The 25,010-nt window shown below is 52.0% G+C and carries 21 protein-coding genes; 9 read left to right on the top strand and 12 right to left on the bottom strand.

Annotated elements, in window-relative coordinates; genetic code table 11:
* Window positions 1-102: 102 nt before the first annotated feature.
* Together JW499_RS07830 and JW499_RS07825 are read left to right on the top strand one after the other, a co-directional pair.
* Window positions 103-1,011 carry a cytochrome-c peroxidase gene (locus tag JW499_RS07830; RefSeq protein ID WP_205210077.1) on the top strand — a complete coding sequence of 303 codons (909 nt, stop codon included), beginning with the start codon at window positions 103-105 and terminating at the stop codon, window positions 1,009-1,011.
* On the top strand, window positions 1,008-4,217 hold the full coding sequence (locus JW499_RS07825) for an EAL domain-containing protein (RefSeq protein WP_205210076.1): 3,210 nt from the start codon (window positions 1,008-1,010) through the stop codon (window positions 4,215-4,217). Before JW499_RS07830 ends, JW499_RS07825 begins: the two co-directional genes overlap by 4 nt.
* Window positions 4,218-4,307: 90 nt before the next feature.
* Here the strand turns inward: JW499_RS07825 and JW499_RS07820 are convergent, their stop codons facing one another.
* The 8 genes from JW499_RS07820 to JW499_RS07785 all read right to left on the bottom strand — a co-directional run bounded on the left by JW499_RS07820 (window position 4,308) and on the right by JW499_RS07785 (window position 13,458).
* On the bottom strand, window positions 4,308-4,505 hold the full coding sequence (locus JW499_RS07820; RefSeq protein WP_091357382.1) for a putative motility protein: 198 nt from the start codon (window positions 4,503-4,505) through the stop codon (window positions 4,308-4,310).
* An 81-nt stretch (window positions 4,506-4,586) separates the two neighbouring features.
* Window positions 4,587-5,486: a LysR family transcriptional regulator gene (locus tag JW499_RS07815; protein ID WP_205210075.1), complete on the bottom strand. Its 900-nt coding sequence runs from the start codon at window positions 5,484-5,486 to the stop codon at window positions 4,587-4,589.
* 1 nt (window position 5,487) lies between these two features.
* Window positions 5,488-7,212: a dipeptide ABC transporter ATP-binding protein gene (locus JW499_RS07810; RefSeq protein ID WP_416135403.1), complete on the bottom strand. Its 1,725-nt coding sequence runs from the start codon at window positions 7,210-7,212 to the stop codon at window positions 5,488-5,490.
* 5 nt (window positions 7,213-7,217) lie between these two features.
* On the bottom strand, window positions 7,218-8,462 hold the full coding sequence (locus tag JW499_RS07805; RefSeq protein ID WP_205210073.1) for an ABC transporter permease: 1,245 nt from the start codon (window positions 8,460-8,462) through the stop codon (window positions 7,218-7,220).
* Complete coding sequence (locus JW499_RS07800) at window positions 8,462-9,643, bottom strand: ABC transporter permease (RefSeq protein WP_205210072.1); 1,182 nt, start codon at window positions 9,641-9,643, stop codon at window positions 8,462-8,464. Before JW499_RS07800 ends, JW499_RS07805 begins: the two co-directional genes overlap by 1 nt.
* A 182-nt stretch (window positions 9,644-9,825) precedes the next feature.
* Window positions 9,826-11,883, bottom strand: a complete 2,058-nt coding sequence (locus JW499_RS07795) for an ABC transporter substrate-binding protein (RefSeq protein WP_205210071.1) — start codon at window positions 11,881-11,883, stop codon at window positions 9,826-9,828.
* Window positions 11,876-12,610: an HAD family hydrolase gene (locus tag JW499_RS07790; RefSeq protein ID WP_205210070.1), complete on the bottom strand. Its 735-nt coding sequence runs from the start codon at window positions 12,608-12,610 to the stop codon at window positions 11,876-11,878. Before JW499_RS07790 ends, JW499_RS07795 begins: the two co-directional genes overlap by 8 nt.
* Entirely contained in the window at window positions 12,607-13,458 is an 852-nt protein-coding gene (locus tag JW499_RS07785; RefSeq protein WP_205210069.1) for an alkaline phosphatase family protein, read from the bottom strand. The genes JW499_RS07790 and JW499_RS07785 overlap by 4 nt, the downstream gene beginning before the upstream one ends.
* Window positions 13,459-13,894: 436 nt before the next feature.
* Between JW499_RS07785 and JW499_RS07780 the strand changes: the two genes are divergently transcribed.
* The 7 genes from JW499_RS07780 (at window position 13,895) to JW499_RS07750 (ending at window position 19,808) form a co-directional block, all read left to right on the top strand.
* Window positions 13,895-14,179: a hypothetical protein gene (locus tag JW499_RS07780; protein ID WP_205210068.1), complete on the top strand. Its 285-nt coding sequence runs from the start codon at window positions 13,895-13,897 to the stop codon at window positions 14,177-14,179.
* Window positions 14,180-14,213: 34 nt separating this feature from the next.
* Complete coding sequence (locus JW499_RS07775) at window positions 14,214-15,818, top strand: hypothetical protein (RefSeq protein ID WP_205210067.1); 1,605 nt, start codon at window positions 14,214-14,216, stop codon at window positions 15,816-15,818.
* Window positions 15,819-15,829: 11 nt separating this feature from the next.
* A complete protein-coding gene (locus JW499_RS07770; RefSeq protein ID WP_205210066.1) occupies window positions 15,830-16,273 on the top strand; it encodes a hypothetical protein in 444 nt (147 codons plus the stop codon).
* Window positions 16,274-16,342: 69 nt separating this feature from the next.
* Window positions 16,343-16,822: a hypothetical protein gene (locus JW499_RS07765; protein ID WP_205210065.1), complete on the top strand. Its 480-nt coding sequence runs from the start codon at window positions 16,343-16,345 to the stop codon at window positions 16,820-16,822.
* Window position 16,823: 1 nt separating this feature from the next.
* Entirely contained in the window at window positions 16,824-17,093 is a 270-nt protein-coding gene (locus JW499_RS07760; protein ID WP_205210064.1) for a hypothetical protein, read from the top strand.
* Window positions 17,094-17,122: 29 nt separating this feature from the next.
* A complete protein-coding gene (locus JW499_RS07755; protein WP_205210063.1) occupies window positions 17,123-17,608 on the top strand; it encodes a hypothetical protein in 486 nt (161 codons plus the stop codon).
* 382 nt (window positions 17,609-17,990) lie between these two features.
* On the top strand, window positions 17,991-19,808 hold the full coding sequence (locus JW499_RS07750) for an autotransporter domain-containing protein (RefSeq protein ID WP_205210062.1): 1,818 nt from the start codon (window positions 17,991-17,993) through the stop codon (window positions 19,806-19,808).
* 191 nt (window positions 19,809-19,999) lie between these two features.
* Here JW499_RS07750 and JW499_RS07745 read toward each other — a convergent pair whose 3' ends face one another.
* From JW499_RS07745 to JW499_RS07730, 4 genes are all read right to left on the bottom strand, one after another.
* Window positions 20,000-20,791: a CLCA_X family protein gene (locus JW499_RS07745; RefSeq protein WP_205210061.1), complete on the bottom strand. Its 792-nt coding sequence runs from the start codon at window positions 20,789-20,791 to the stop codon at window positions 20,000-20,002.
* A 125-nt stretch (window positions 20,792-20,916) separates the two neighbouring features.
* Complete coding sequence (locus tag JW499_RS07740; RefSeq protein WP_205210060.1) at window positions 20,917-23,241, bottom strand: bifunctional diguanylate cyclase/phosphodiesterase; 2,325 nt, start codon at window positions 23,239-23,241, stop codon at window positions 20,917-20,919.
* A 237-nt stretch (window positions 23,242-23,478) separates the two neighbouring features.
* Entirely contained in the window at window positions 23,479-24,351 is an 873-nt protein-coding gene (locus JW499_RS07735) for a carbon-nitrogen hydrolase family protein (RefSeq protein ID WP_205210059.1), read from the bottom strand.
* Between the two features lie 66 nt (window positions 24,352-24,417).
* Entirely contained in the window at window positions 24,418-25,005 is a 588-nt protein-coding gene (locus JW499_RS07730) for a GNAT family N-acetyltransferase (RefSeq protein WP_205210058.1), read from the bottom strand.
* Between the last annotated feature and the right edge of the window lie 5 nt (window positions 25,006-25,010).

Raw genomic sequence — 25,010 nt, 5'->3', positions numbered from 1 at the left:
GTGCAGGCTTTTAAGCAGTACAGTCGGACACACAAGCCCCATCAGCATCTGATTTGTTGCGCAGTATTGCTGCTTTTACTGCTGTGCCCACCGACCGACGCGATGGACCTGAGTTCAGAACCCATCAGCCCGATCCAGGCGGACAATCAGTTAAACCCGGATAAAGTCAGTCTCGGCCGCATACTGTTTCATGATCCCCGCTTATCCTCCGATAGCAGTATCAGCTGTGCCAGTTGCCACAATCTGTCAAAGGGGGGTGCCGATACTTCTGCCGTATCACAGGGTGTCGGCGGCGCGCTGGGTTCAGCCAATACCCCGACGGTATATAACAGCAGCCTCAACTTTGTGCAGTTCTGGAACGGCCGTGCAGCCGATCTGAATCAACAGGTGAACGGGCCGGTTCACAACCCGGTTGAGATGAACAGCAACTGGCCGTTAGTCGTCCGGCGTTTAAATCAGGACCCCGCCATCAAACAACGCTTTGAAAGCCTCTATCCGGATGGTATTAATGGAGCAAACATCCGTAATGCCATCACTCAGTTTGAACGCTCGTTATCAACCCTGAATGCGCCATTCGACCGCTGGTTAAAGGGGGATGAATCCGCCCTGAGTGCCGAGCAGAAGCATGGTTACCGCCTGTTTAAATCCTATGGCTGCATCAGTTGCCATCAGGGCACCAATGTGGGCGGCAATATGTACGCCCCGTTTGGGGCGGTCAAGGATATCTCAGAGTATTTCAATACCCGGAGTACCCCACTCAGTGATACCGATCTGGGTCGATACACCGCCACCAATGATGCAGCGGACCGATACCTGTTTAAGGTGCCCAGCCTGCGTATGGCATCGGTTACCGCCCCCTACTTTCATGATGGTGCGGTGAAAGAGCTGAAAACAGCGATAGAGATCATGGGCCGCTTCCAGTTAGGCCGTGAAATTCCTGCAGAGCATATTTCGGCAATCAGCAGCTTTATCAACTCCCTGAAAGGTGAGCATCCGGAACTGCAGCAATGATCTGGTTTAAAGCCCGGCTCTATCTGACATCGATGGTGGCAATCATACTGCTGGCCTGCCTCTTCTATCTGCTGCATGACGATAAGTCTCAATCTGGCCAGAGACGTTCTGAAATTCTGTTGCAACTTCAGGTGCTGGATAACGCCCTTGATCTGGAGATCCTGCTGATCAGCTCAATGCAACAGCAAAACTATGATGAGATCGTCAGGTTAACCCAACAGCTAAAACAGCAGGAGACCGACCCGGAGATAGCCAGCCTGTTCCGGGAGCTGCCATCAGAGCTGGCTGGCAAACTAAAGCAGTATCGCCACACCCTGGATCAGCGAATACAACTGACGGAACGGATAAAAACCCTGGCAGCAGTGGTCCGAAACGGCTTGAACTATATGCCTATGCTGCTCAACCGGATTGAAGAAAGCGATGATGCCGGCTTACCCCGAGCCGAACAGATCGTTAACCTGTTGTATCAATACCATATTTTCCGCAGCGATCTGGATGCCCGGGAAATCAGAGATCAGTTAAACACCCTCACTGATAACGGTTCAGACGGCATTGCCGATCTGATCTTTCATATTCAGACAAATCTGACTGCCCAGACCCAACTGACTCAACTCCTGGCTGAATATAAGCAGATCCCGAATAGCACTGCGTTCAACCAGCTCTACAGCAGTTATCTGAGTTATCGCAATAAGGTTACCCAGCAAACCGAGTATTTTAATTCGGTGCTGATCGGGCTGACCACCGCGCTGATACTGTTGCTGACCTTTCTCTACCTGCGGCTTATCCGTTCCCATCAGCAGACCGAGCAGGCCCGGCTGCGTCTGAAAGATGGTGTTGATAACATCAAGGAGGCGTTTGCCCTGTTCGATGCCGACAACCGGCTGATTCTGAGCAACCGTAACTTTTCCAGCTTTTACCCCTGGATCACCTCACTGCTGAAACCCGGCACCCATAAAGAGATCATTCAGAAAGCTATCGATGAGAAATGCCGCTATCAGCAAGAGAGCGCCACCAACCGGCGGGTTGTACAGCATATCGAGAACGGCAACTACTACCTGTGTAGTAACACCCCCACCAATGAGGGCGGTGAAGTGTGGGTCAGGGTCGATATCACCGAGACCCGGCTCAGGGAACAGGAACTGAGAAAGCTGTCCCGGGCACTGGAGCAAAGCCCCGCCGCAGTAGTCATTACCGATATCAACGGCCTGATCGAGTATATCAACCCCAAAGCGGAACAGGTGAGCGGATACTCACTGGAGGAGGTGCTCGGTAAGAGCCCTGCTATTTTCAGCTCCGGCGATATTTCACCGGTCAATTACCAGGATATGTGGCAGCAGATGCTGGCCGGAAAGGCCTGGCAGGGGACCTTTCTCAACCGGCGTAAGAGTGGCAAATTGTATTGGGAAGCGGCAACCATCTCAGCAGTAAGAGATCCCGGCGGTGAAATTACCCACTTCGTCGCCGTAAAAGAGGACATTACCGAACGCCGTTCTACCGAAGAGCAGCTGCGGATGAATGCGGCGGTGTTTGAAACCACCAACGAAGGGATCATTATCACCTCACCCGACGCCCGGATTATCTCTGTCAACCCTGCGTTCACCGAGATCACTGGCTATCGCGCTGAAGAGGTGATTGGCAAAACCCCACAAATATTTCAGTCTGGTAAACAGAGCGATTCCTTTTATCAGGAGATGTGGCAAACCCTTGAGAACAACGGCAGTTGGTCAGGCGAGGTGTGGAATAAACGCCGCGATGGTTCAGTCTACCCCCAGTGGTTGTCGATCGCTGCGGTCAGAAACAGCGATGGCCAGCTGGAACAGTATGTTGCGGTTTTCTCGGATATGACGCAGCGTAAAGACGACGAAGAGAAGATTCGCCAGCAAGCCAACTTTGATGCGCTCACCTCCCTGCCCAACCGGATTATGTTGAAACGGGAACTGGCCAGGATACAGCAACTCAGCGATCAGACCGACAGTAGCTGTGCGTTGCTGTTTATCGATCTGGACCGTTTCAAAGCCGTTAACGATACCCTGGGCCACTCGGTCGGCGATGAGATGCTGCAACAGGTGAGTATCCGACTGGCTTCGGTTATCCGTGATACCGATCTGCTGACCCGCTTCGGCGGTGATGAGTTTGTTATTGTGCTACAAAGTATCGCTGAAGCCGATGATGCATCACAAACTGCGCAACGGGTTATAGAGGTGCTGAGTCCGCCGTTTCAATTAGCAGGCAGAACACTCTATATCGGTGCCAGTGTGGGGATCTCCTGCTACCCCAACGATGCCAACAACGGTGATTCGATGCTGCGCAACGCCGATATGGCGATGTACCTTGCAAAAGAGAAAGGCCGTAATCAATACCAGTTTTTCAACGCCGAGATGCGCGAGCATGTCAAAAACCGGACAGAGATGGAACAGGCCCTGCGGCTGGCACTTGAACGAAACGAGTTTGAACTCTATTACCAGCCGGTCTGCAATCTGGAGACTCACAAGGTGGTGTCAGTTGAAGCACTGATTCGCTGGCACCGTCCCGGCAACGGACTGACCGGCCCGGGAGAGTTTATCCCGCTGGCAGAGGAAACCGGGCTGATTCAGCCGATAGGGCTGTGGGTGTTACAGCGCGGTTGCGAGCAACTGATGCAGTGGCAGGAACAGGGACTGGATAACCTATGTATGGCGGTTAACGTGTCCAGTAATCAGCGGCAACTGGGCTTCGATGCCCGGATGGCTGAAAAGATTATTAAGCGTACCGGTGCTGATCCAGAAAAACTCGTTTTTGAGATAACCGAAAGCATGTTTCTGGATAGCTCTGATGCCGCTGTAACCTGGCTAAAGGAGTTTAAAGCGCTGGGGGCAAAACTGGCGATAGATGATTTCGGCACCGGATACTCCTCACTCAGCTATCTGAAGCAGTTCCCGGTCGACAAACTAAAAATTGACCGTGCCTTTGTCCGTGACCTGCCAGACAATAAAGAGGATGCCTCTCTGGTCAGCGCGATTATTGCGATGTCCCAGAGCCTTGATCTGGAGTTGATTGCGGAAGGGGTTGAGACGCTGGAGCAACTGCACTACCTGAATCAGTTAAACTGTACGAATATTCAGGGCTTTCTGCTCAGCAAACCGGTGACCGCAGAGCGTTTACCTGAAGTGATCCGACAGATAGAGTCAAGCGTCCTGTCTCTTAACCCGGCGGACTACGAAATCTGATTCCAGCGATAAAAAAACCGCCAGACGGCGGTTTTGTTCAGGTCGGGGCTGTTAATTAATTTAATACCGCCCCATCGTTGTTGGCAGCTATCATGCCATGATGTCGATATTCTGCCCCAGCGGAGATGAGGGATCGACGGCAGCCGAAGCCGCGCTTTCCAGCAGTTGCAGAGCCATAGCCCCTTGCAGTTCAAGATTGTCTTTTGCTTTACCCGCAACAGCCAGTGCAACCTCATTCTGTAACGAGGCTTGCTGATATGCAGAAGCGGAAGCCGCTGTTATTTCCATCGTAATACTCCTTCGCGATATAGAGTATATCGGCAGCACAATGGGAACTTGAGCAACAAATCAAACAAAAAACGGCATTTTTTACAACTCGCTTACCTCTGACAGCGCACCGCAACGCTGCTCCAGCGCCAGCTGAATAAAGTCACGGATTCCGGGGAGGCTGCGACGGTTTTTCATCCACACCACATGCTCTACCACGTCCTCCGTTGCCTCTGTAATCGGTATGACCGTCAAACGCGGATCGGGACGGATATCCTGCTGCAGCGCAAAGCCGATCCCCAGTCCATGGCTCACTGCCTCAGACATATCCAGCCGTCCATCCACCACCACATTACCCGACACCCTGAGCTGGTTACGCACAAACAGTTGTTCCAGCAACTGCTGGGTACAGGCTTCTGGTTTATAGACGATCAGCGGTTCACCGACCAGTTGACTGACCGACAACGCTTTATGCTCAGCCAGAGGGTGATCCGGCCGCAATACCGCCACCAGACGGTGAGAGGAAAACGCCAGGCGGGACAGTTCGCTACTCTCATCCAGCAACGGAAACAGACCGATATCCACCTCCCGGTTGAGTACCAGCGCCCGGCACTCCGACGTAGTCACCGACTTTATTTTCAGGGTTGTCTGCGGGAATCGCCGGCTGAACTCAGCGATCAGCGGCATGAAGATGATCGAAGAGGCGTTGGCCACCTGCAGGGTCATCTTCCCGGGCGACAGCGTGGGGTTGGACAACACCTCTATCGCGGCTTCAAGATCATGATACTGACGGGTAATCTGATACAGCTGCTTACCCAGATCCGTGGCCCGCACCCCTTTACTCAGCCGTTCCAGCAACGGCGTGCTGAAACGGGATTCCAGCTTGCGAATCTGAGCAGTAATGGCGGGCTGACTTACCTCCAGCAGATCCGCCGCCCGGGTGAAATTACCCGCCTGTAACGTCGCGTTAAAGGCGCGGATCTCAGCCATTGAGTAATCCATACTAAATACGCTCCAGTTGAGAATAATTTAAACCTGAGCCGGCAAACTGTTCAGCAACCTGCAACAAGCTCGGTGAGCGTTGCGACCGTCCCTCAGGTGAGTTCAGCAGCGGGATTGAGGCGATCAGTTTCTGGGTATAGTCCTGTTGCGGATCGAGGAAGATCTGCCGCACCGTGCCCTGCTCCACCAGTTCGCCATAGCGCATCACACATACCCAGTCACACAGGTTGGCGATCACGCTCAGGTCATGGGAGATAAACAGGATGGTCAGCCCCAGCTCATCTTTCAGCTGTTTCAACAGGCTCAGAATTTCCGCCTGAATCGACACATCCAGCGCGGCGACCGATTCATCCGCAACTATAAATCTGGGTTTGCAGACCAGTGCCCGGGCGATACTGATGCGCTGTCGCTGGCCTCCGGAAAAGGCATGGGGGAAACGGCGCAGATGCTCCACCTCAATATGACAGCGTTGCGCCACTTCGATTACCCGCTGATCGGTCTCTTCACGGTTTTTGGTGAGTCTCATCGCTTCCAGGGGTTCAGCAATAATATCGCGCACAGTCATGCGTGGGTTTAGCGAACTGTACGGGTCCTGAAACACCAGTTGCGCGGTGCGTGCCAGCCGTTTGCGTTTAACCGCTTTACCGGCGCCAAACTTCACTTTCTTTTTGGTGTGATGGTATTCAACATGACCGCTGCTGATCGGTGCAGCCCCCAGCATCGCCTTACCCAGCGAGGTCTTGCCGGAGCCACTCTCGCCCACCAAACCGATAATCTGTCCTTCCGGCAGGTCCAGGCTGATATTCTTCACCGCGGTAAACAGCTCCGTTTTACGCCCGTTACCCGACACCGGATAGCTGATCGACAGATCTTTCACCGACAGCAGCGGCTGCGGTGTATGCTGCGGGGCCTCCGGCAGATTCTCCAGATGCGGCAAGGCATCCAGCAAACGTTGGGTATAGGGGTGTTGCGGCTGAAACAGCACCCGGTCGGCACTGCCCGCCTCGACGACTTCACCCCGCTGCATCACAGTGACGTTGTCCGCGATTTTGGAAACCACCCCCAGATCGTGGGTAATAAACAGCATCGCCATCCCCAGTTGCTCCCGCAGCTCCATCATCAGCTCCAGCACCTGCGCCTGAATGGTCACATCCAGCGCAGTGGTGGGTTCATCGGCGATCAGCAGTTTCGGTTGGGTCGATAGTGCCATGGCGATCATCGCCCGCTGACGCATACCACCGGACAGTTCAAACACATACTGATCAAAGCGCTTCGCCGGATCGACTATACCGACCCGGTCAAACAGTTCGATACCGGCACGGCGGGCCTGATCTTTGTCATAGCCCAGATGGATCTGCATGGTCTGAATAATCTGATCACTGATGCGGATCGCCGGGGCAAAACTGGCCATCGGTTCCTGAAAGATCATCGATACCGCATCGCCGCGCACCAGCCGCAGATCACGGCCGCGCAGTTTCAGAATGTTAACCTCCTGCCCCTGATGGTTGAGGGTGATCTGGCTGGGATGCTGAATCACCGCATTCCCCGGTGCCAGGCGCATAATGCTCTTGGCGGTGATCGATTTACCCGAACCACTCTCGCCCACCAGCCCCATCACCTCTCCGGGACGGATGCTCAGATTGAGGTTTTCCACCGCGCGCACCCGCCCTTCATCGGTATGAAAGTCGATGGTCAGATCGCGAATTTCCAGTAAATTTCTGCTCACATTCATCACTTCTTCTCCGAATAGGGGTCAGCGGCATCGCGCAGGGCATCACCGACAAACACAAACGCCATAATCAGGCACACAAACACCAGCACCGGGAAGAACTGCCAGATCATATTCTGCTGAATATCCGGGTCCTGCGCTTTCTGCAGTAACACCCCCAGACTGTTGACCGGCTCGGTCAGCCCCAGCCCGAGGAAGCTGAGGCTGGTTTCCGCCAGAATCACATAGGGGAAGTTGATCAGGGTGTCGACGATGATATAGCTGGTAAAGCTGGGGATCAGGTGACGCCAGATGATCCGCCAGGTGCCGGAGCCACACAGCTGCGCCGCCAGCACATAATCCTGATTACGTTCCGTGAGAATGTGGGTGCGCAAACGCCGCCCGAGGGTGGCAAAATCCAGTGCGCCAATCACCAACGCAATCGCGAAGTAGCGTTGCACCGGGGTCAGGTCGAGCTGTGCCAGCGCCACCGCACAGGCAAGATAGATCGGGATTGGCGGAATCACCCGGACCGCTTCGGTAATGCTCATCATAATGGTATCGACCCGGCCACCAAAATAACCGCTGACACCGCCGACAAACAGCGAAACAAACAGCTTCACCACCAGCGCCACAATGGCAATACTGATGGTCACCCAGATCGCGTGCAGGGTACGACTGAAGACATCTTTACCATCTTCATCCGTGCCCATCAGATGGATCTGCCCCTGCTCAACGCCGAACAGATGGCGGTCCCAGCGAAGATCCAGATTCAGCCCGCCAACACTCAGATCAATCAGACTGTATTCCCAGCCTTTAACAAAGAACTGAAGATAGCGGCGCTGCTCTTTATCCACTTCAAACCGGTTCTGACTGGAGGAGGTTAGCGCACCGCTGGCAGTAAACGCATCGAGGGCATCCAGCCCGCCACCGGCCAGCGCTTTCAGATCTATTTTGCTTTTCGCTTTGGTATAGGTGTAGGTGAACGGTCGCAGCGAGAAGCCGTTATCATCCCAGAAGAAGATCGGCTGTGGTACACCGCGCCGATACTCGGCATCGGCACCGCGAATGGTGGGATCAACCGGCGAGAAAAATCCGGCGAAAAACCCCATCAGCACCAGCGTAGCGAGAATCCAGGCAGCCACCACCCCGGAGGTTTTGCGTTTAAAGCGCGCCTTAATCAGCGCCAGTTGTCCGGCGGTGTAATAAGACTCATCGTTTTGTGGCTTCGGCTTACGCCGGAAGCGGGCTAACAGTGCAGTCATCATCAGTTCCCCAGGACACTCTTACGTACACGTGGATCGATCGCCGCCAACACCACATCGGTTATAAAATTCATACTGATCACCACCAGCGCCACCAGAAACAGAATACCGGCGGCCAGCTCCTGATCGTTGGTCATAGAGAGCGCTTCGATCAGCAATGCGGCGGAATCCGTCAGGCCGATCACCACCGCGACAATCGGCAGATCATTGAACACCCGCTGAAAGTCAAAACCGATGGAATTGAACAGCGGACTGATGGAGTGCCGTACCGGATAACCGGCCCAGAGGGCAACCCCGTCTACCCCGCGGGCACGGGCGGCATCGACATAGAGTTTGTTGGATTCATCCACCACCAGGGCGCGCACGGTTTGCAGCTGTAGTGCGGTGGCCGACCAGCCGATCACAAAGATCGGCAACCAGATATGGCCGAGGAAGTCATACAGTTTGCCAGTACTAAAACCATCAACGCCAAACCAGGGCACATTAGCCCACTGGTCAGAAAACAGCCCGGTAGGCATCGGCTCACCGGCAAACACATAGAGCAGAATAATAGTCAGCGCCAGCAGGAAGTTGGGCAGTGCCAGGCCAAGGTAACTGATAATACGCAACAGCAGATCCACCATTTTTTGCAGGCTGAGAATCGCCGTACCGAACAGTTGTTCAGCTTTGCTGTGTTGCGGATTTGTATCGCGCCAGGATTTATTGATGGTGAAGGCTGACAGAATGCCAAACGGCACCGCGATCAGATAGGCAAACACCAGCCCGGCAATACAGAACATAAAGCTCATCCAGAAGCGGTTGCCCAGCGCCAGATTAACCGACTGCCGCTTGGCACAGCTAAACCCCAGATCGCCTCGCAGGGTCAGGTTGGTGACCCAGCGGCCCCAGCGCTCCGGCAGCGATTTATCCAGCCCCATGCGCACCCGTTCCGCCTGAATATCCGCCTGGGTGATGGTCTCCCCCTGGGTGTTTTTATAGGCGATATACTTCTCGGCACAATCCCCCGGCAACACCTCCATCAGAGAGAACACAATACCGCTAACCAGCAGCAGAGTTGCCAGCGCCAACAGATAGCGGTTAAACACATAGTGAAAATACTGGCTGTCACGGCCGCTCCACCAGAGCAGGCCGCCGACGCTGAGGAGAATCCACAGCAGCCAGGTATCAGATAAGAATTGCATCATTTCAATAAGACTCCTTGCTGAGCTTACTAACCCTATTTCCAGGTCTGATTATCTGAACCCGGGTTTACAGACCTGAGAATTGGGTTAGTAAACGACTACCCAAAAAAACGATCATCATTAATCGCTGCTATAACGGCTAAAAGGGAGAGGCCCCGCCCCTCCCTTTTCTGATTCACTCAGGTTTATTGCTGAGCAACCCCTTCATCGCTCAGGTACCACTGCGATGGCAGGTAGGGGTACATGCGATAGAACTCATAGGAGGAGGTCTTAGGCACTTCAAAGTTTTTCAGTGAGTTGCTGTAATAGACGGGAGATACCGCTTTCACCGTACCGATGATAAACAGGTCATCCACTACTCTGTCGGCGATCTGACTGCCCACCTTGTTGGACGCTTCGGTACCCGCTTTGAGGGTGACGAAGCGATCCGTCAGTTTCTTCATTTCCGCAACAGTCGCAGGCGGCGCCACCCCTTCAGCACCGTTGGTGTCCAGATACTGCGACCACAGCATACCGGTACGCAGATCGAAGAAGCTGCCATACGGTGGCACCAGGGTCTCGGTGTTGCTGGCGATATTGGCCAGCGGACGGCCCATAACCCAGCTCAGCACACTCAGGTCGTTGGCTGTCTGAGAGTTACGGTACTCATCTGAGGTCACTTCCTTAATGGTGGTTTTCACCCCCACATCGCTCCAGCTTTTTGCCACGATCTCAACTACTTCAGAGGGCGTCCCCTGAGTGGCATACTGGATGTTCAGTTCAAACTTCTTGCCGGATGGCAGATCACGCAGGCCATCGCCGTCTTTATCCACAACACCGGCTTTGTCCAGCAGCTCACCAGCCAGTTTCGGGTCATACTGAATCCAGCTGTTTTTCTGTTTGTCCGTAATAAACGGCGTGGTGTCAGCGTCAAATCCGGTGTACTGGGTGGGTGTACCCAGGCCGAAATAGGCGATCTCATTGATCTGATTACGGTCCATGGCAACCGACATCGCCCGACGGAAGTTAACGTCGTTAAACACCGCCCGCTTTTCGACATCTTTATCGGTCAGGTTGAAGGCAAAGGTGGTCTGGGCAATGGTCGGGCGCAGTGCCACGGTATATTTACCCTGATCTTTGTTTTCCAGCAACACCGGTGCCTGCGGCAGGTTAACCGCCTGCGCTTTATAGTCCACATCACCGGAGATCAGCTTAGCGGTCTGAATATCCTCATCACCGATATAGACTTCATTGATCTCGTTGATATAGGGCAACTGGTTACCGGCAGTATCAACCTGGAAGAAGTATGGGTTCGCCACCAGGTGACGTTTTTCCAGGGTATCTTCAACCACCAGATGGGACTCAAGGGTCGGCATAATGGCGGTGTAGCCCGCTTTGACCAGACGCTCAGTGGCGGCTTTATCTTTCAGCAGCGGCGTCGGGATATCCTTCCAGTCAGACTGACCGTAATAGAAGTTAACCAGCGCATAGCCATCGTCGAACCCCAGTGACTTCGCCAGTTTGTCGGCATCCTTGTTAAACGCCGGGTGGAATTTTTCCAGCAGATGCTTCGGCAGAAATGGCTGAGCATAGTCCTGCGCGAAGTTATCCAGATAACCGGGGGCGGGCTCATTCATGGTGAACTGCACGGTGGTGTCATCCAGAGCTTCCACTTTGACAGGCTTACCGGCGGAGAGGAAGCGATCCTTTGGCTTCTCGATCACATGGCTGTCCATCAGGATGTTGTTGTACCAGAAGGCGATATCGGCAGCGGTGAACGGTGCCCCATCAGACCACTTATGGCCCTTACGCAGATTCACTTTCAGTACGGTGAAATCAGCGTTCCACTCCCAGGATTTCGCGACCTCAGGTACAACTGTCGCCAGATCATCGCTGAAACGTACCAGGTTAACATGACGTACAGAGAGCAGATCAGAGGTACCAGACTCAGTGGCTTTAGAGATACCATCCAGTACCCCGCCGTACTGACCGATGCTCTGATAAGGCGCAATCACTAACGGCTCCTGCGGCAGACGCTGGGCCAGAGGTAACAGTGCAGGGTTACCGGCAATGCGGCTGTTCAGCTGGCTGATCGCCGGGTTTTCACTGAAGCTCAGTGTGCAGCCCTGCTGGCTTTCAAATTCAGCTTTTTCAAACAGGTGAGGATAGGCACCACCCGCGTCGGGTCCGGTAACCGCCGGGCAGACAGCCAGTGCGTTACCCGCCATCAGTGCCATAGCACCGGCGATGAAAAGTTTAGACATGGTTTTGCTCCTGTCGTAATAAGGGTTGATCGTGGGTTGGGGTAGATCGGTTTAGCTGCGGCGCAGTCCATTTCGGAGCTGTCCATTGCAGCACTGGCCAGTTGCGCTGGCTGGCAATTGCCAGCAGCGCGGTATCGGGGTTAGTCGCCACCGGGTATTCGACCTGTTCCAGCAGCGGCAGATCGTTAATTGAATCACTGTAAAACAGCGCGTCCTCGAGGGACTCCTGCTGCTCCGCCAGCCAGTTATGCAGGCGGGTCACCTTGCCTTCGCGAAAAGTCGGAACACCGCGGACATCACCGGTATAAAAGTTATTCTCAGTCTGCAGCTGAATCGCCAGCAGATCATTGACCCCCAGTTGGGCAGCCACTGCCTTAACGATAAACTCTGAGGTGGCGGAGATAATCAGAGGCCGCAGCCCCTGCTGCTGATAATCCGCCAGCAATTGTTGTGCTTCGGGATAGATGCGAGGCGCGATATAGCGTTCAACAAAACGCGGCATCAGCGCGTCAATCTGATCGACAGACAGATGCAGCACCGGTTCAAGCAGAAAACCGACGTAGTCAGCCAACACCAGCGTCTGGGCGTGATAGCGCTGCATCATCAGAACATCCTGCTGTAAAAACGCCTCTGACGCGATCCCCTCATCCACCAGAAACTGGCAGAACAGGGTGCAGCTGTCTCCGGCTAACAGGGTTTCATCCAGATCAAAGATCGCCAGAGTCATCGGTTCAGTCCTTTGTTCAGCCCTTGGTTCAGCAGTGCAGTCGCAACCGGCTTCATGTGACCCTCAATCCCCAGCAGCTCACACAGAGTGCCGCACAGTTCAAGCTGGCGCGGCGCGGCATCCGGATCATGGGAGAAACGTTCACCGATCACATACAGGGGCACGTCCCGCTCTTCTGCCAGCGTACCGCCATGACTTTTGTCCCCATTCATACCGTGATCGGCGGTAATCAGAATCTGGTAACCCGCATCGATCCAGGTCAGCAGGTATTCAGAGAGATAGGTATCGGAATGACGGGCGGTGTTGCGATAGTGAGCACTATCTAACCCGGCCCGGTGACCAGCATCATCGATATTCATCGGATGCACTAAGAGAAAATCGGGATCATGGTGACGGCGCAACCATTCAGCATCCAGGTAGAGATGGCTATCCGGGTAGCTGTCTTGATGATAAAAAATCCCATACTGAATCAGTTGCTCGGGATCATCGGTAAAACGGTCCCGCAGCGCATCGTATGGGCTACGGTTATACAGCTCACTCACCCAGTGATAGGCCGCCGCAGCAGTGCTCAGTCCGGCACGACGGGCCAGGCTGAAAATACTCTGCTGATTGGAGCTACGGATAATATGGTTGTGGACAATACCACTGTCTGCCGGTGCAACACCGGTCAGAATCGCTTCATACAGTGGCCGGGACATTGATGGCAGTTCACACTGCAGTTTGTACAGCGTTGCCCTGCACTTTTTAGTCGGACTCTGTTCCACCAACCCCTGGGTAAATCCCATACACTGTTGTGCGGTCTCATAGGCAAGACCATCCAGCAGCACCAGTATCACTTTATTCGACATATCTTCAACCAGACCCGAATTTCACATCATGGGTCTGAAGCTTACGGAGGAATTGTGAACCCCAGAGGACAGACAAAAGATATTTTTATTACAACCCTATAGAAACACTTACAAGACAAAGTTTTGGTTATAGGAAGTCATAAAAAAATAGAAAGAACATGGAAGGCCGGATGTGTCTCCACTTTTTGAATGGTATGATCAGGTTCGTTGAATAAGATAATGCCAGTTACAAACGATCGAAGCGTAGAGATAGATCATCGGATTTAATCGCCGCGCGATACCCAAAGGGTATGCCAGCGAGCCTCCTCAACCTTGATTATAACGGTACACTTTACCGGTAAACTCTTTAACACAATCTGACAGAGTGGTTTTACTTTAACCTCAAATCGGTTATCTTCTGCACTCTTCAAAAACCAACCTCACAAGGACAGTGAGTATGCTACACGCCATGGACAGGGCTCAGTTATGCGACGGCAACGATCTGACTGCCGAAAAACTCCCCTATGTTTTACGTCCACAGAATGCCCTCAGTGTCGCTCAGCGGATGTGGTCCAATGACTTCGAGCGCTCGAAGCTGATCCGCTTTGACCCAATGCCCCGGCATACCCGATATACACAACGCTTACCCTTTCCCTCATCGTTGGAAAACGCTATCCGTACTGGTCGGCTAATACTATGCCCGCATGATCACGGCACCGGTTGTCAGTCAACGAAATGGTGAGCTGCAGACATCCGGCTTAGAACGGGAATCACTGTTGTTTCGCACCACCATCGAACGGGCGCTGAATCGCAGTAGCTTCAGCAGTGGTCGTATCAACCCTGCGGATCAGCCGAAAACAGCACCAATGAGTTTTGCCGATAGTATCGCAGTCAACAACAAATACCTGCTGAGCGAAGACAAAAAAGCAAAAGATAAAGAGTATGTGGTTGACCTTCAGTGTGTCTGGGATAATGGCCAGTCAGTGGGTGAAATTCCCATACAACTGAGCTTTGATAATGGTGTAGTGCAGCGATACATGCTACCCGCCAATGGTCATCTGCAGGTCACAGGGGTTTCCTCCCTCTTCTATAAAGCTCAGCTAAAACCAGATTTGGATAACACCGAGTTATCAGCACTTCGTACCTCGATTCAGAAAACCCTCACCGCGATCATTGAGAAAGAAAAAGCCCAGGCGGCAATACATCAGTCCCTGCAAGATCAGATGGGTGTTGTTGATAATGTTCGGGTGCATACCGGTGCTGTGATGTGGGGTATCTGGAACCTGGCTAAAGACTCAGTTGTTGCTGTTAAAGAGTGGTCTGACGTTATTAATCCAGTGGTTGCTTATAACAATGCATTACAAGCTGCTTATGTGGCACGTCAGACAGGGCCTGAATCAGACTGGTCGGAAACCTTCAGAGAAACTTATAACGATCTTCAGCACAGGGAGTGGGTAGAAGCGCTGGGCTTTGATCCTTCAAAGATCACCATGGCTCAACTGGCAGAAGCCTATGAATTTGCCAACTTTGTGTATGAGGATCCGCCTACTCAAAAAATGCTGACTAAGTTCGGAAGAGAATACATCGCCGCTCAAGACAGTGTAGAGTTTGCAGAATCCGTGGCACCAACGGTAATTGTAACTATTCTGGGTGCGATCTTAACGGCGACGACACTGGGGGCAGGCGGGGCCGTTGTAGCAGGGAGAGTGGCTAAAGAGTTTGCCGATCTGGGTAAACTTCTGGTTGATCTGGGTAAAGCGCTGAAAAAAGCTAAACTTTCAGAACGCATATTCAGCAAGATGAGTAATAAGCTGGAGAAGCTGGAAATTCGGCGCCCGAAAGCACAGAAAGTGGCAGAGCCTAAGCGGGTTGATGGGAATCGAAATGATGGTACGATGCGGGGTGGGAGTGTTGTTCCAGACAATATCCCCGATGGGATATTGCGTGATAGCAGAGGGGTTTATGGTTACTTACCGAAACAGGGGTCAAGATACGATCATGAGTTATTCGATTTTACTGACGAAGCATTTGTGGCTAGAAATCGACAAATTCGAGAGGGCTATATTAGTGGAACTGGTGAGCTCGAAAATGCTATTTCGTCGATGAGAGAGGCTGGGCGGAGTTCAGAAGAAATCGCACGGCGAGTTGTGTTGCAACGAAATAGCCAGAAAATGGAGGCTCGATCATTGATGACTCAAGCCGAGGTCAATTTGTTAGAAAGTGGCAACATAAAACGATTTAGAGACCCTAATGCAGGGGTAGGGCCGACCCCAAACCAGATGTTTGATAAGTTAGGAGATTGGGATCTTGTGATTGAGTCCTCTCTCAGAAAAGATCCTGAAATTAATATGCTTCTGGGCATTGATCCTTCGAAATACTAGGGGTACATGAAATGTTGTTAGAAAAATTCAATGATTACCCAAAACTAATTAATGTGGGCGATGAACTTGAATCATCTAAATATACATACGTCGATGAAGTTGGTGGAGAAGTTGTAACTGGTGTTGGGGATATTCTAGAAGGAGAGCTAATCTACTTTTATTCATCTAATGGAAAATTGCTTCTCAGGTATCGAAATATCGAAACTGACTTGACTGAACCTGACATCTCGCTGAGTTTTAATCAGCCTGAAGATGGTGTTTCAGAATTTAAGGTAAGTAATAGGAAGGGCATTATTTTTTCGTTGAAATATGATGCGTGGTGGAAAAGCAAACCAGCTGGTAGCCCTGCTGGATTTGGGAGCTCTGGAGACGAAGACGAGGACTTGTTGGCATACTTAACATTAATGAGCCAGTCAGAGAATAGGTTGCAACATTTGATTCAGAAATACTCCTAGCTTGTTGTTCCAGACAAGGCGTTAGTATCTCCAGCAGAAGTTAGCTGGAATACTTCAAGAGCCTTAGGCATGGAAATAAGCGACCCAAGAGATTATGCAGTTGGTAAGCAAATGTTTGAGTCCTTGCAGCAAGCAGGGGTGTCCCCAGATAGGGCATTGCGTATGTCACGGGATATGTTGGAATCCGGCACTGATTTACCATCTACAGTATCACTACAACAGGGCGACCAGTTATTTAAGTTAGTTCCAACAGGGGCACCACCGAGTGGCTCAACTCCATATTTTGTGACTGGGGATGTACTAGAGCGTTTGCCTAATAATCCTCAAACTATTGGGGAAATACTCGGTTTGCCACAAGTCCCCAATAGCTTTGAATTATATTCAATAACAGCGAAAAGCAATGTTGATGTTTTCCAAAGTCAGATCGCAAAGTTCTCGGTTAACAATGGAGAGTATTTGAGAAGCGGCGGAGAGATTCAAACGTTAGTGACAAGGCGTGATTTGTTTACGGAAGCTCAATCTATGAATCGTTACATAACGGGGCAATAAAATGTCAGAAGACAAACTTAAAAGACTAAAAACTGAGGCAAAGTCACTAGAACAGCTTCTTAAACAAGAAGCTGTTTCTAGCGAAAATGCAGTTGTAGCTTTGAATGAGCTTGAAGTCATATTTAACCAAGTTAAGAGCATGAATCAGTATGCGGTATTGGGGCGCATAAGGCTTGATCGTTTATTCATTGAAGGTGATTTGGCAAACAATATGGAGCTATCCGATTGTTATAGTAGATTTGCAAATTTAGCGGAGGGTCTTGAGGTGTAGTTCCCAACCAATTGGCCGGACGCTGGACTATGAATCAGACACTGAAAATAACGCTTTTGAAACGCAAATTTCAGAGCCTGGAATACATCGAAGAGTTTATTACAAACTACCAGCAATTTATTCAAACAGGGCTGGATGCTTTCGATGCTTACAAAGCGTACCGACAGCAACATCCAGAGTTCAAACCAAACGATGTAATGGCCTTTGAAGAATCGTTTTGGCAGAACCGGGTTCTACCCAACTTTCATGGAATGCTTCAACGCTCAACAGAAGCATTGGATAATGCCAGAAAGGGAAAGGTAACCACTGTTCGCTCATTAGCGGGTAGTTTTCGCGGCCTCAGCCGGGGGGTTGATGGCGTTGGTGAAACCTTTATGGAGGTTGTTCAAACAGGGTTGGAAGAAAAATTTTTAAAACAGTGTAAGCAAACAAACAGGCCAATAATATTGAAAAAGTATCAACAACTGGTGGAAAGACTCATCCATTCTGGACGAGGAAATCACTGGCCCCATTGATGAAAGTGAATTGCTGAAGTATCTCAAAGCAGGTGAGTCTGTAAGCTAAGCGGATCGTACATAAAAGAGTTTCGATCTATTACCTCTCACGTTATTGCTTTATCTCTATGGCCTTCGAGCCCTCTGTAGTGAATTTTTATATGCACGAGGCAAGTGGGTCAATGGGGCGGGTCTTGCGTTTTACAGAACAGCAACTCAACTGAATAACTGTTAGTTATCGACATGCAAAATACAAGACTTATCCCGGCCCTGATCGAATATTCGCGCGTGACTTGATTTGCCACATATTCTTGCGGTTTTTGCCATTGCGACAGAACGTGGTTTTGCTTAAGTTCAGGAGTCCTGTTCTTACTCATAGAGAATAATAAGCATGGAAGGCAAAATGACTCACAAAACAGTTCTTTCCTCCCTGATAACAGTGCTAATGGCGTCTCAGATTCAGGCGGCGGATTTCAGTAATACCTATTATTTTGGCGATAGTCTCACCGACTCGGGCTCATTTCTACCGCTTCTGCAGATGGTCGACCCGACGTATACCGGGGCCGCTAAATTTACCACCAATCCAGGCCCCGTCTGGTCTGAACTGCTCGCCAGTCAGTATGGCGGTACGCTGAGCCCTGCCAACCAGGGCGGCACTAACTATGCTGAAGGTGGTGCCCGCATTAGCGGCAGCCCCGGCATTGGAGCGGCACCTGCCAGTGGCGCAACGCCGATTGCAACCCAGGTGCAAAATTACCTGAGCGCTAATGGCGGTGTTGCTGACCCCAATGCCCTGTACACGCTTTGGGGTGGTGCCAATGATATCTTCTGGATCGCTGGCGGCGGCGTGCTTCCGGCTGACATCACCAGTTATATTACGACCACAGCCGGTGAGCAGGTACAGGCACTAGCCGCACTGAAAGCGGCGGGTGCACATTATCTGCTGGTGCCAACCCTGCCCGATATCGGCGCAACTCCCTTTGGTGTGTCTCAGGGGGCCGCCGGTGCCGCCAGCCTGACCGCCCTGTCTGCGGGTTATAACAATGTTTTACTGGCTACCCTGCAGGCGAGTGGTATCGAGGTGATACCGGTCGACATGTTTACGCTGCTTAGAGAGGTTTCGGCACAACCAGCAATGTATGGTTTTACCAATGTCACGACGCCTGCCTGTGGTGCAACGGCCTCGCTACTCTGTGTTGAAGGTGCGGGAGGGTATGCTAGCGGGACAGACCAGACATTCCTCTACGCTGATGGTGTTCATCCGACCAGTGGCGGTCACCAGATTATCAGTGATTACGTGCAGAGCATTCTCAGCGCGCCGGCCTTTGCTGAAGGCATGAGCCGTGCCGTTCACTACCAACAGCTTGCCCTGATGGATGCGATTGATGGACGTCTGGCACAATCTTTTCTGCAAGCGGAAGACAGTACCGATCTGTGGGTTATCGGAGAGGGCGGTACGGGGAATGCCGAACTAGAGGGCAGCCGGGCATCCATCGGGGCAGGCATCACTCAGCGTAATGCAGATCACAGCTTCGGCTTTGGTTTTCATGTCAGCCGCGACGATGTTGACCTGTCAGGTGGTTCTGTCGAGACGCAAGCCCGCTCCTTCAGTCTGTACAGTGGCTGGCAACGTTCCCAATGGCAGTGGCAGACCAGTGTTGTCGTCACCAAAGGTGACTACGACACCCGTCGTAAGGTTGATCTTGGACCAGCGACACGCACCGTTAAAGGCAGCACCGAGGGAACCCAGATCAGTATGCAACTGGGCGTAAACTACCTGTTTGGCAGTGACTCCCTGAGTCATGGCCCCATTGCGCGACTGGGCTACCAACTGCAGGATCTGTCTGGATTCACCGAAGAGAGCTCAACCGGCAGCGCCACGGCGATGAAATATGACAGCCAGACCCGTAATCAATTCACCGGCAGTCTGGGCTGGCAATTGCAGTCAACACAAGGACGCTGGCAACCTTTCGCTGCGGCAGTCTGGACACAGAGTTTCGGTAACGATCCAGACCCGGTATCCGTTGCGCTGACCAGTATGCCAAACAACCGCTTTAGTCTGCCGTCTGTCAGCGAGGATGACAGTTATGGTCAGATCACGCTGGGCATCAATGGTCAGATTTCACAACAAACCTCACTGAATGGCCGCGTAGTGCAGATGGTTGCCAACGATAATAGTGAAGATACGCGCCTGAGCCTGGCGCTTAACTTTAGTTTCTAAACTAAAAGGAAAAAGAAAAGGAACGGGCGACAGATCTATTTCGTGAAGTATTCTGCTAACGATACACGAGGGAGGGGGCTAAGCCTCTCTCCGTGTTCTCTGTGCCCTCTGTGGTGATATTTGAGATCATTCAGTCTCTGCTATGACCAACATCTGTGCCCAGCGAAAACCCTTGTTCGCTTCCCTCCTCCCTAACCAGTATTACTGCGAGTCTCACGATTCAATGCCGCCCCCAGGCGATTAAAATAGCGCTTGAACGCAGCATTGATACGCTGCCGCTGTTCGCCTTGCGGATAGAGGCCATGCCGGGCTTCGGCTGTGGCTTTCGTCCCGGAAACCAGAAAATTATTGGCTATAGCAGCATCCTGAACAAAAGCTTCAAACGCCCGGGCGCAGAGTTCTTCAGCCTGGCTGTAATACACCTGATTCATCTCCCTGTCGATCTTAACGGATGCCTCAAATAACTCGCTGGGGGAGTCACCGTCCTCATCCAACATAATGTTTTTGAAACAGGCGTACAGGTCATCATTCAGGGGATGAACCACCGGCGTCGCCTCTGACAACCAGGCTTTTGAGGCAAACATCCCTGTCGGGGCATCTGCAAAGGCCGTACCGCCAAGGTAGTGATCCAGCGCATGAAACCACTCATGGGCAATACTGCCGGGCCCGGCATTTTTAGCCAGCGAGAAGCAGCGCGTCGAGGGCTGATAATGCGCCGCGACACCGGGACGCCCACCGATCCCATATTGCAGCGACAGGGTTCCACGCAGAGATATCAGCGTCTCTGGACTGCTTAAGATGGTCATCAGATCAACCAGTGCATCATAAAACAGTCCAGCTGCCCTTTCCTGCTCCGGCTGCGTCACCCAGCGGCCAATGCCGATGGTTCTGAAATCAAAACGTTTTCTGACATCAAGAAAGGTAACGGACTGCCCCTGTCGGACAACGGGGCCATGGCGATAAAATTCACGGGATAAAGTCATAACTGCAGGAATACCATAAAAACCGCTTCCAGGGAAAAGGCACCGCTATATTGTTGATGATCTATCTGACCGATAACGGCAGGAGCCACCTTCACATAAACGGCATGCACCCCGTTAATCCGGCGTTATTGAACGGGGCATGCTTCGACACTCTGTCGTAAACGCTGCTCAATCTCCGCTGCGGGCATCGGTTTGCCGAAAAAGAACCCCTGCATCTGCTGGCAATGATGCTGTAACAAAAAAGCGGACTGCTCTTTGGTTTCCACCCCTTCCGCAATCAGTTCCATTTTTAAGCTTTTGGCGATCCCAATGATCACTTCAGTGATTGCGGCATCATCCTCTCTTTCAGGGATCCCCCGGATAAAGGACTGATCGATCTTGATCTTATCGAAGGGCAGGTTTTTCAGATAAGCCAGACTGGAGTAACCCGTGCCAAAATCGTCTACCGAGAGCCGCACGCCCTGTTTACGCAACTCATTGAGTATGCGGACAATTCTCTGAGTATCGCGGATCAGCGCGCTTTCGGTAATTTCCAGTTCCAGGTATTCGGCCGGCAGGCCATATTGGCAAAGAGTGGCCATCACTTTATCGACAAAATCGGGCTGGCGCAGCTGCACCGCTGAAATATTCACCGCCATGGTCAGTTCTGGCAGACCGAGATCGAGCCAGCGCCGTGTCTGAAAACAGGCCTGATTCAAAACCCAGTCGCCGATGCCATTAATGATTCCGCTCTCTTCAGCTGCAGGTATAAACTGGGCCGGGGAGATATCCCCCTGTTGCGGATGGTGCCAGCGGATTAAAGCCTCGACGCCAGTAATCTGTCCACTGGCTCCGTCAACCTGCGGTTGATAGAGTAACACAAACTCCTGATACTCCAGCGCAGAGTGCAGATTTTTATCCAGAGTAACGCGATTAAGCACCCGGGCATTCATCTCCTCAGTAAAGAAATGAAAGGCCCGCCCCCCTTCTGCTTTGGCCTGATACATGGCGGTATCCGCGTTCTTCAGCAGTGTGACAATATCGGGGCCATCCTGTGGATAAACACTGATACCGATACTCGCCGTTACCCGTAGTTCGTGCTCATTGACCTCGAAGGGTGGATCAAGCTGTTCGATCAGCCGTTGCGCCGTTTCTGCCACCTGGGTCAGGTTGGCATACCCCCGCAACAGAACGGCAAACTCATCCCCTCCCTGACGACTTATCGTATCCTGATCCGTCAGCCCTTGCCGCAAACGTTCTGCCACCTGAACCAACAGTTTGTCACCCACTGCATGACCAAGGGTGTCATTAATATCCTTGAAGTGGTCCAGATCAATAAACATCAGCACCAGATCCGCCCGGCGACCTTTTGTATCAGCCAGTGCAGTTGCCATCCGCTCTTCCAGAAGAGCCCGGTTTGGCAAGTCAGTCAGTGGATCATGTCCGGCAAGATGACGCATACGTTGCAGTGTTACTTCGTAAGCCGAGGTCATTCGTCCCGCCAGCGCCAGTGCCGAATCGTAACTGCGGAGCCAGACAATGATCCAGCCCAGCAACACTCCTCCCAGCACGACGATGCCGACAATACTCCAGACTAGCTGTTGGTGCCATGCAGACAACTGATCGCTTTTTGTATGACCGATGATCAGGTAGAGGGGATAGGGGCCGACCTTACGCACCATATAACTTCGTTCGACATTATCCACTGCAGAGATGGTTGTGTACTGGGTATCGTTGGCACCACTCGCCATAAAATCACGTAACAGAGGACTCTTGATAGGTTTACCCAACTGGTCCTCTTTTGCGGGGAAGCGGGCCAGCATGCGCGACTTTCCATCGACCAGAGTCACGCTGTACGATTTTCCCAGATTGAGAGACTCATAAAAGTTTTCGAAGAACTCGGCTCGCACAGCTGCCTGAATCAGCCCTGCAAACCCACCCTTGTCATCATTGATGCGCCGACTGACAGTAACCACCCAGTTATGGGTGATACGGGCAAACAACGGTTCAGAGATGATTAATTCGCCGTTGGGATCGGCACGATTACGTAAAAAATATTTGCGATCACTGATGGTCGCGGAATGGAGAACACCACTGGCATCGTAGATAAATCGCCCCTGAGCATCCGCCACACGAAGACTCTGAGACTCACCGATCAACGCAAGGTGAGATGCCAGTATCTGATTCATAACGGAGGGCGCAGGGCGGAGGTTTGCTGGCGTTCCGGTGAGCTTTTGCTGCACTGAGAGCAGTACTGTATCGATCTTTTTGAGGGTGGCGTCAGCCTGACTCTCTAATACCTTCACCAGGCTCGTCTGCTGAGTCAGCACCGTTTCTAACTCCCGCTCTCTGGCATGGTACAGGCTGAGGGAGATCAGTACGATGTAACTGACAAAGGCAAAAACAGCAAACGCTATAATTGCCGCACGCCGCCGCCATTCAGTGCGGGAGTAACGAAGAGGCTTGTTCACAGAGACACCAACGCAGCCTGACTAAGAGAATGACCATTCTATGACATTCTCACAGTATAAAACCAGTCAGCTTTATATCCTGCTTTTTTCACGCTAATAAGTTGTTTTTAATCAATAAAACAGCGTTTAACCGGGCTAATTCTGAACCCGACAGTTCAGAGCAAACTCACTACCCCGGTACTCTTAGCCCCCCTGGTGTAAACAAGTCCTTTCACTTAAAGGCATAAGCCTCCAGACTCATTTCGATATCAGCCCCTCCTGTTTCTCCCAGTCCCGATAGTTAAACACCTGTCCCTCTGCCCGTACCCGTGCGATTGATTCCAGATCCAGCTCAGCATAGACCCACTCGGCCCGGTCTGACGAGCCTTCGATCAGGATGCCATTATCGGGAAAACCGTAATCGACCGGAGTGTAGATGCTGGCCCGACCGGTGTTGATATCGACCGCCTCTGACCAGTCCGCCCGGCCAAAGGTGGGGGATTGCAGCACATAACACTGATTCTCCAGAGCGCGGGCCTGACAGCCTATCCGTACCCGGTGAAACCCGGCCTCGGTATCAGTACAGCTGGGCACCAGTATCAGGTTAGCCCCGGCTTCGACCTGTTGACGGGCGATCATAGGGAACTCTGAGTCATAACAGATATTGATGCCCAGTGGACCGATATCAGACTCTATTATTTTGATTTCACTACCTGCCGCCACCCGCCACTGTTCATTTTCGAAGCGGGTCATGATCAGTTTATCCTGATAACCGATCAGGCCATCCGGACCATAGAGGTTAGCACGGTTGCGAAACGAGCCATCCGGTTGCTGTACCGGGAAAGAGGCCGCTAAGATCATCAGATCAAACTGCCGCGCCAGCTCGATATGCAACCTCTGCCATTGCGGATAGAGGGACTGCATCGCGTCCAGCTGACCATGAAGATCGTTGTAAACCGTTTTACCCAACAACGATGGCAGTTCCATACTGCCATATTCCGGAAAGAGCAGTAATTTCGCCCGGTTATCAGCCGCGGTTTTCACCCAACAGGTTAACTTGTCAGAAAAATCTGACCATTGTGTAAAAAAGCCGATGTCGTACTGAGAGACCGCTACTTTGACGTTTTTCATCCGCTGTTTCCGATTCTATCTGCATATACTGATCGGCCAGACCATCTGACTCAGATCCTGCCAGAATTATAGCCGCTTCATCCAGAAGGCCATCGGCTTGGGCGATTCATGGGCTTCGCCTGACTCTTTCCAACTGAATGTGGTACTCAGTTCCGGGTGTTTACGGTAACCCCGTTTACGCCAGAAATCATCAAGCGGCACATAACCCGCAGGACGGGCCGGATGGTCATCGGGACGTTGCACACCACAAAAACAGCATAAGTCAAAGCCGCCAACTTCATGGGCATGAGCCTCCCGTTGCTGAAAAAGCTCAACCCCCGCGCCCTGCCCCCGATAAGCGGAGAGCAGCACCGATTCACCACAATAAAAGACCCTGTCGAGATCAAAACCAGCCTCGATAAAGGGTTGTTTAACCTCTGGGGTTTCATGTACCAGCGGAATACCGGTGGAAGCACCGACCACATGATCCCCATCAAACGCTAACACGATGATACTGTCGGGCGCCTGTATATAGGTTTGCAGGTAACGCTCCTCATAGGCCAGATCACCGTCATAGAGATAGGGCCAGTCACGAAACACCCGGATGCGTAGTTGCGCCAGTTCAGGAAGGTAGCGAACTAAGGCTTCACCTGAGAACCGCTTAAATCTCAACATCGCCG

The sequence above is a fragment of the Amphritea pacifica genome (assembly GCF_016924145.1).
GTDB lineage: Bacteria > Pseudomonadota > Gammaproteobacteria > Pseudomonadales > Balneatricaceae > Amphritea > Amphritea pacifica.
Note: the sequence above shows the minus strand (reverse complement) of the source record. Positions and strands in the feature narration are given on the sequence as shown.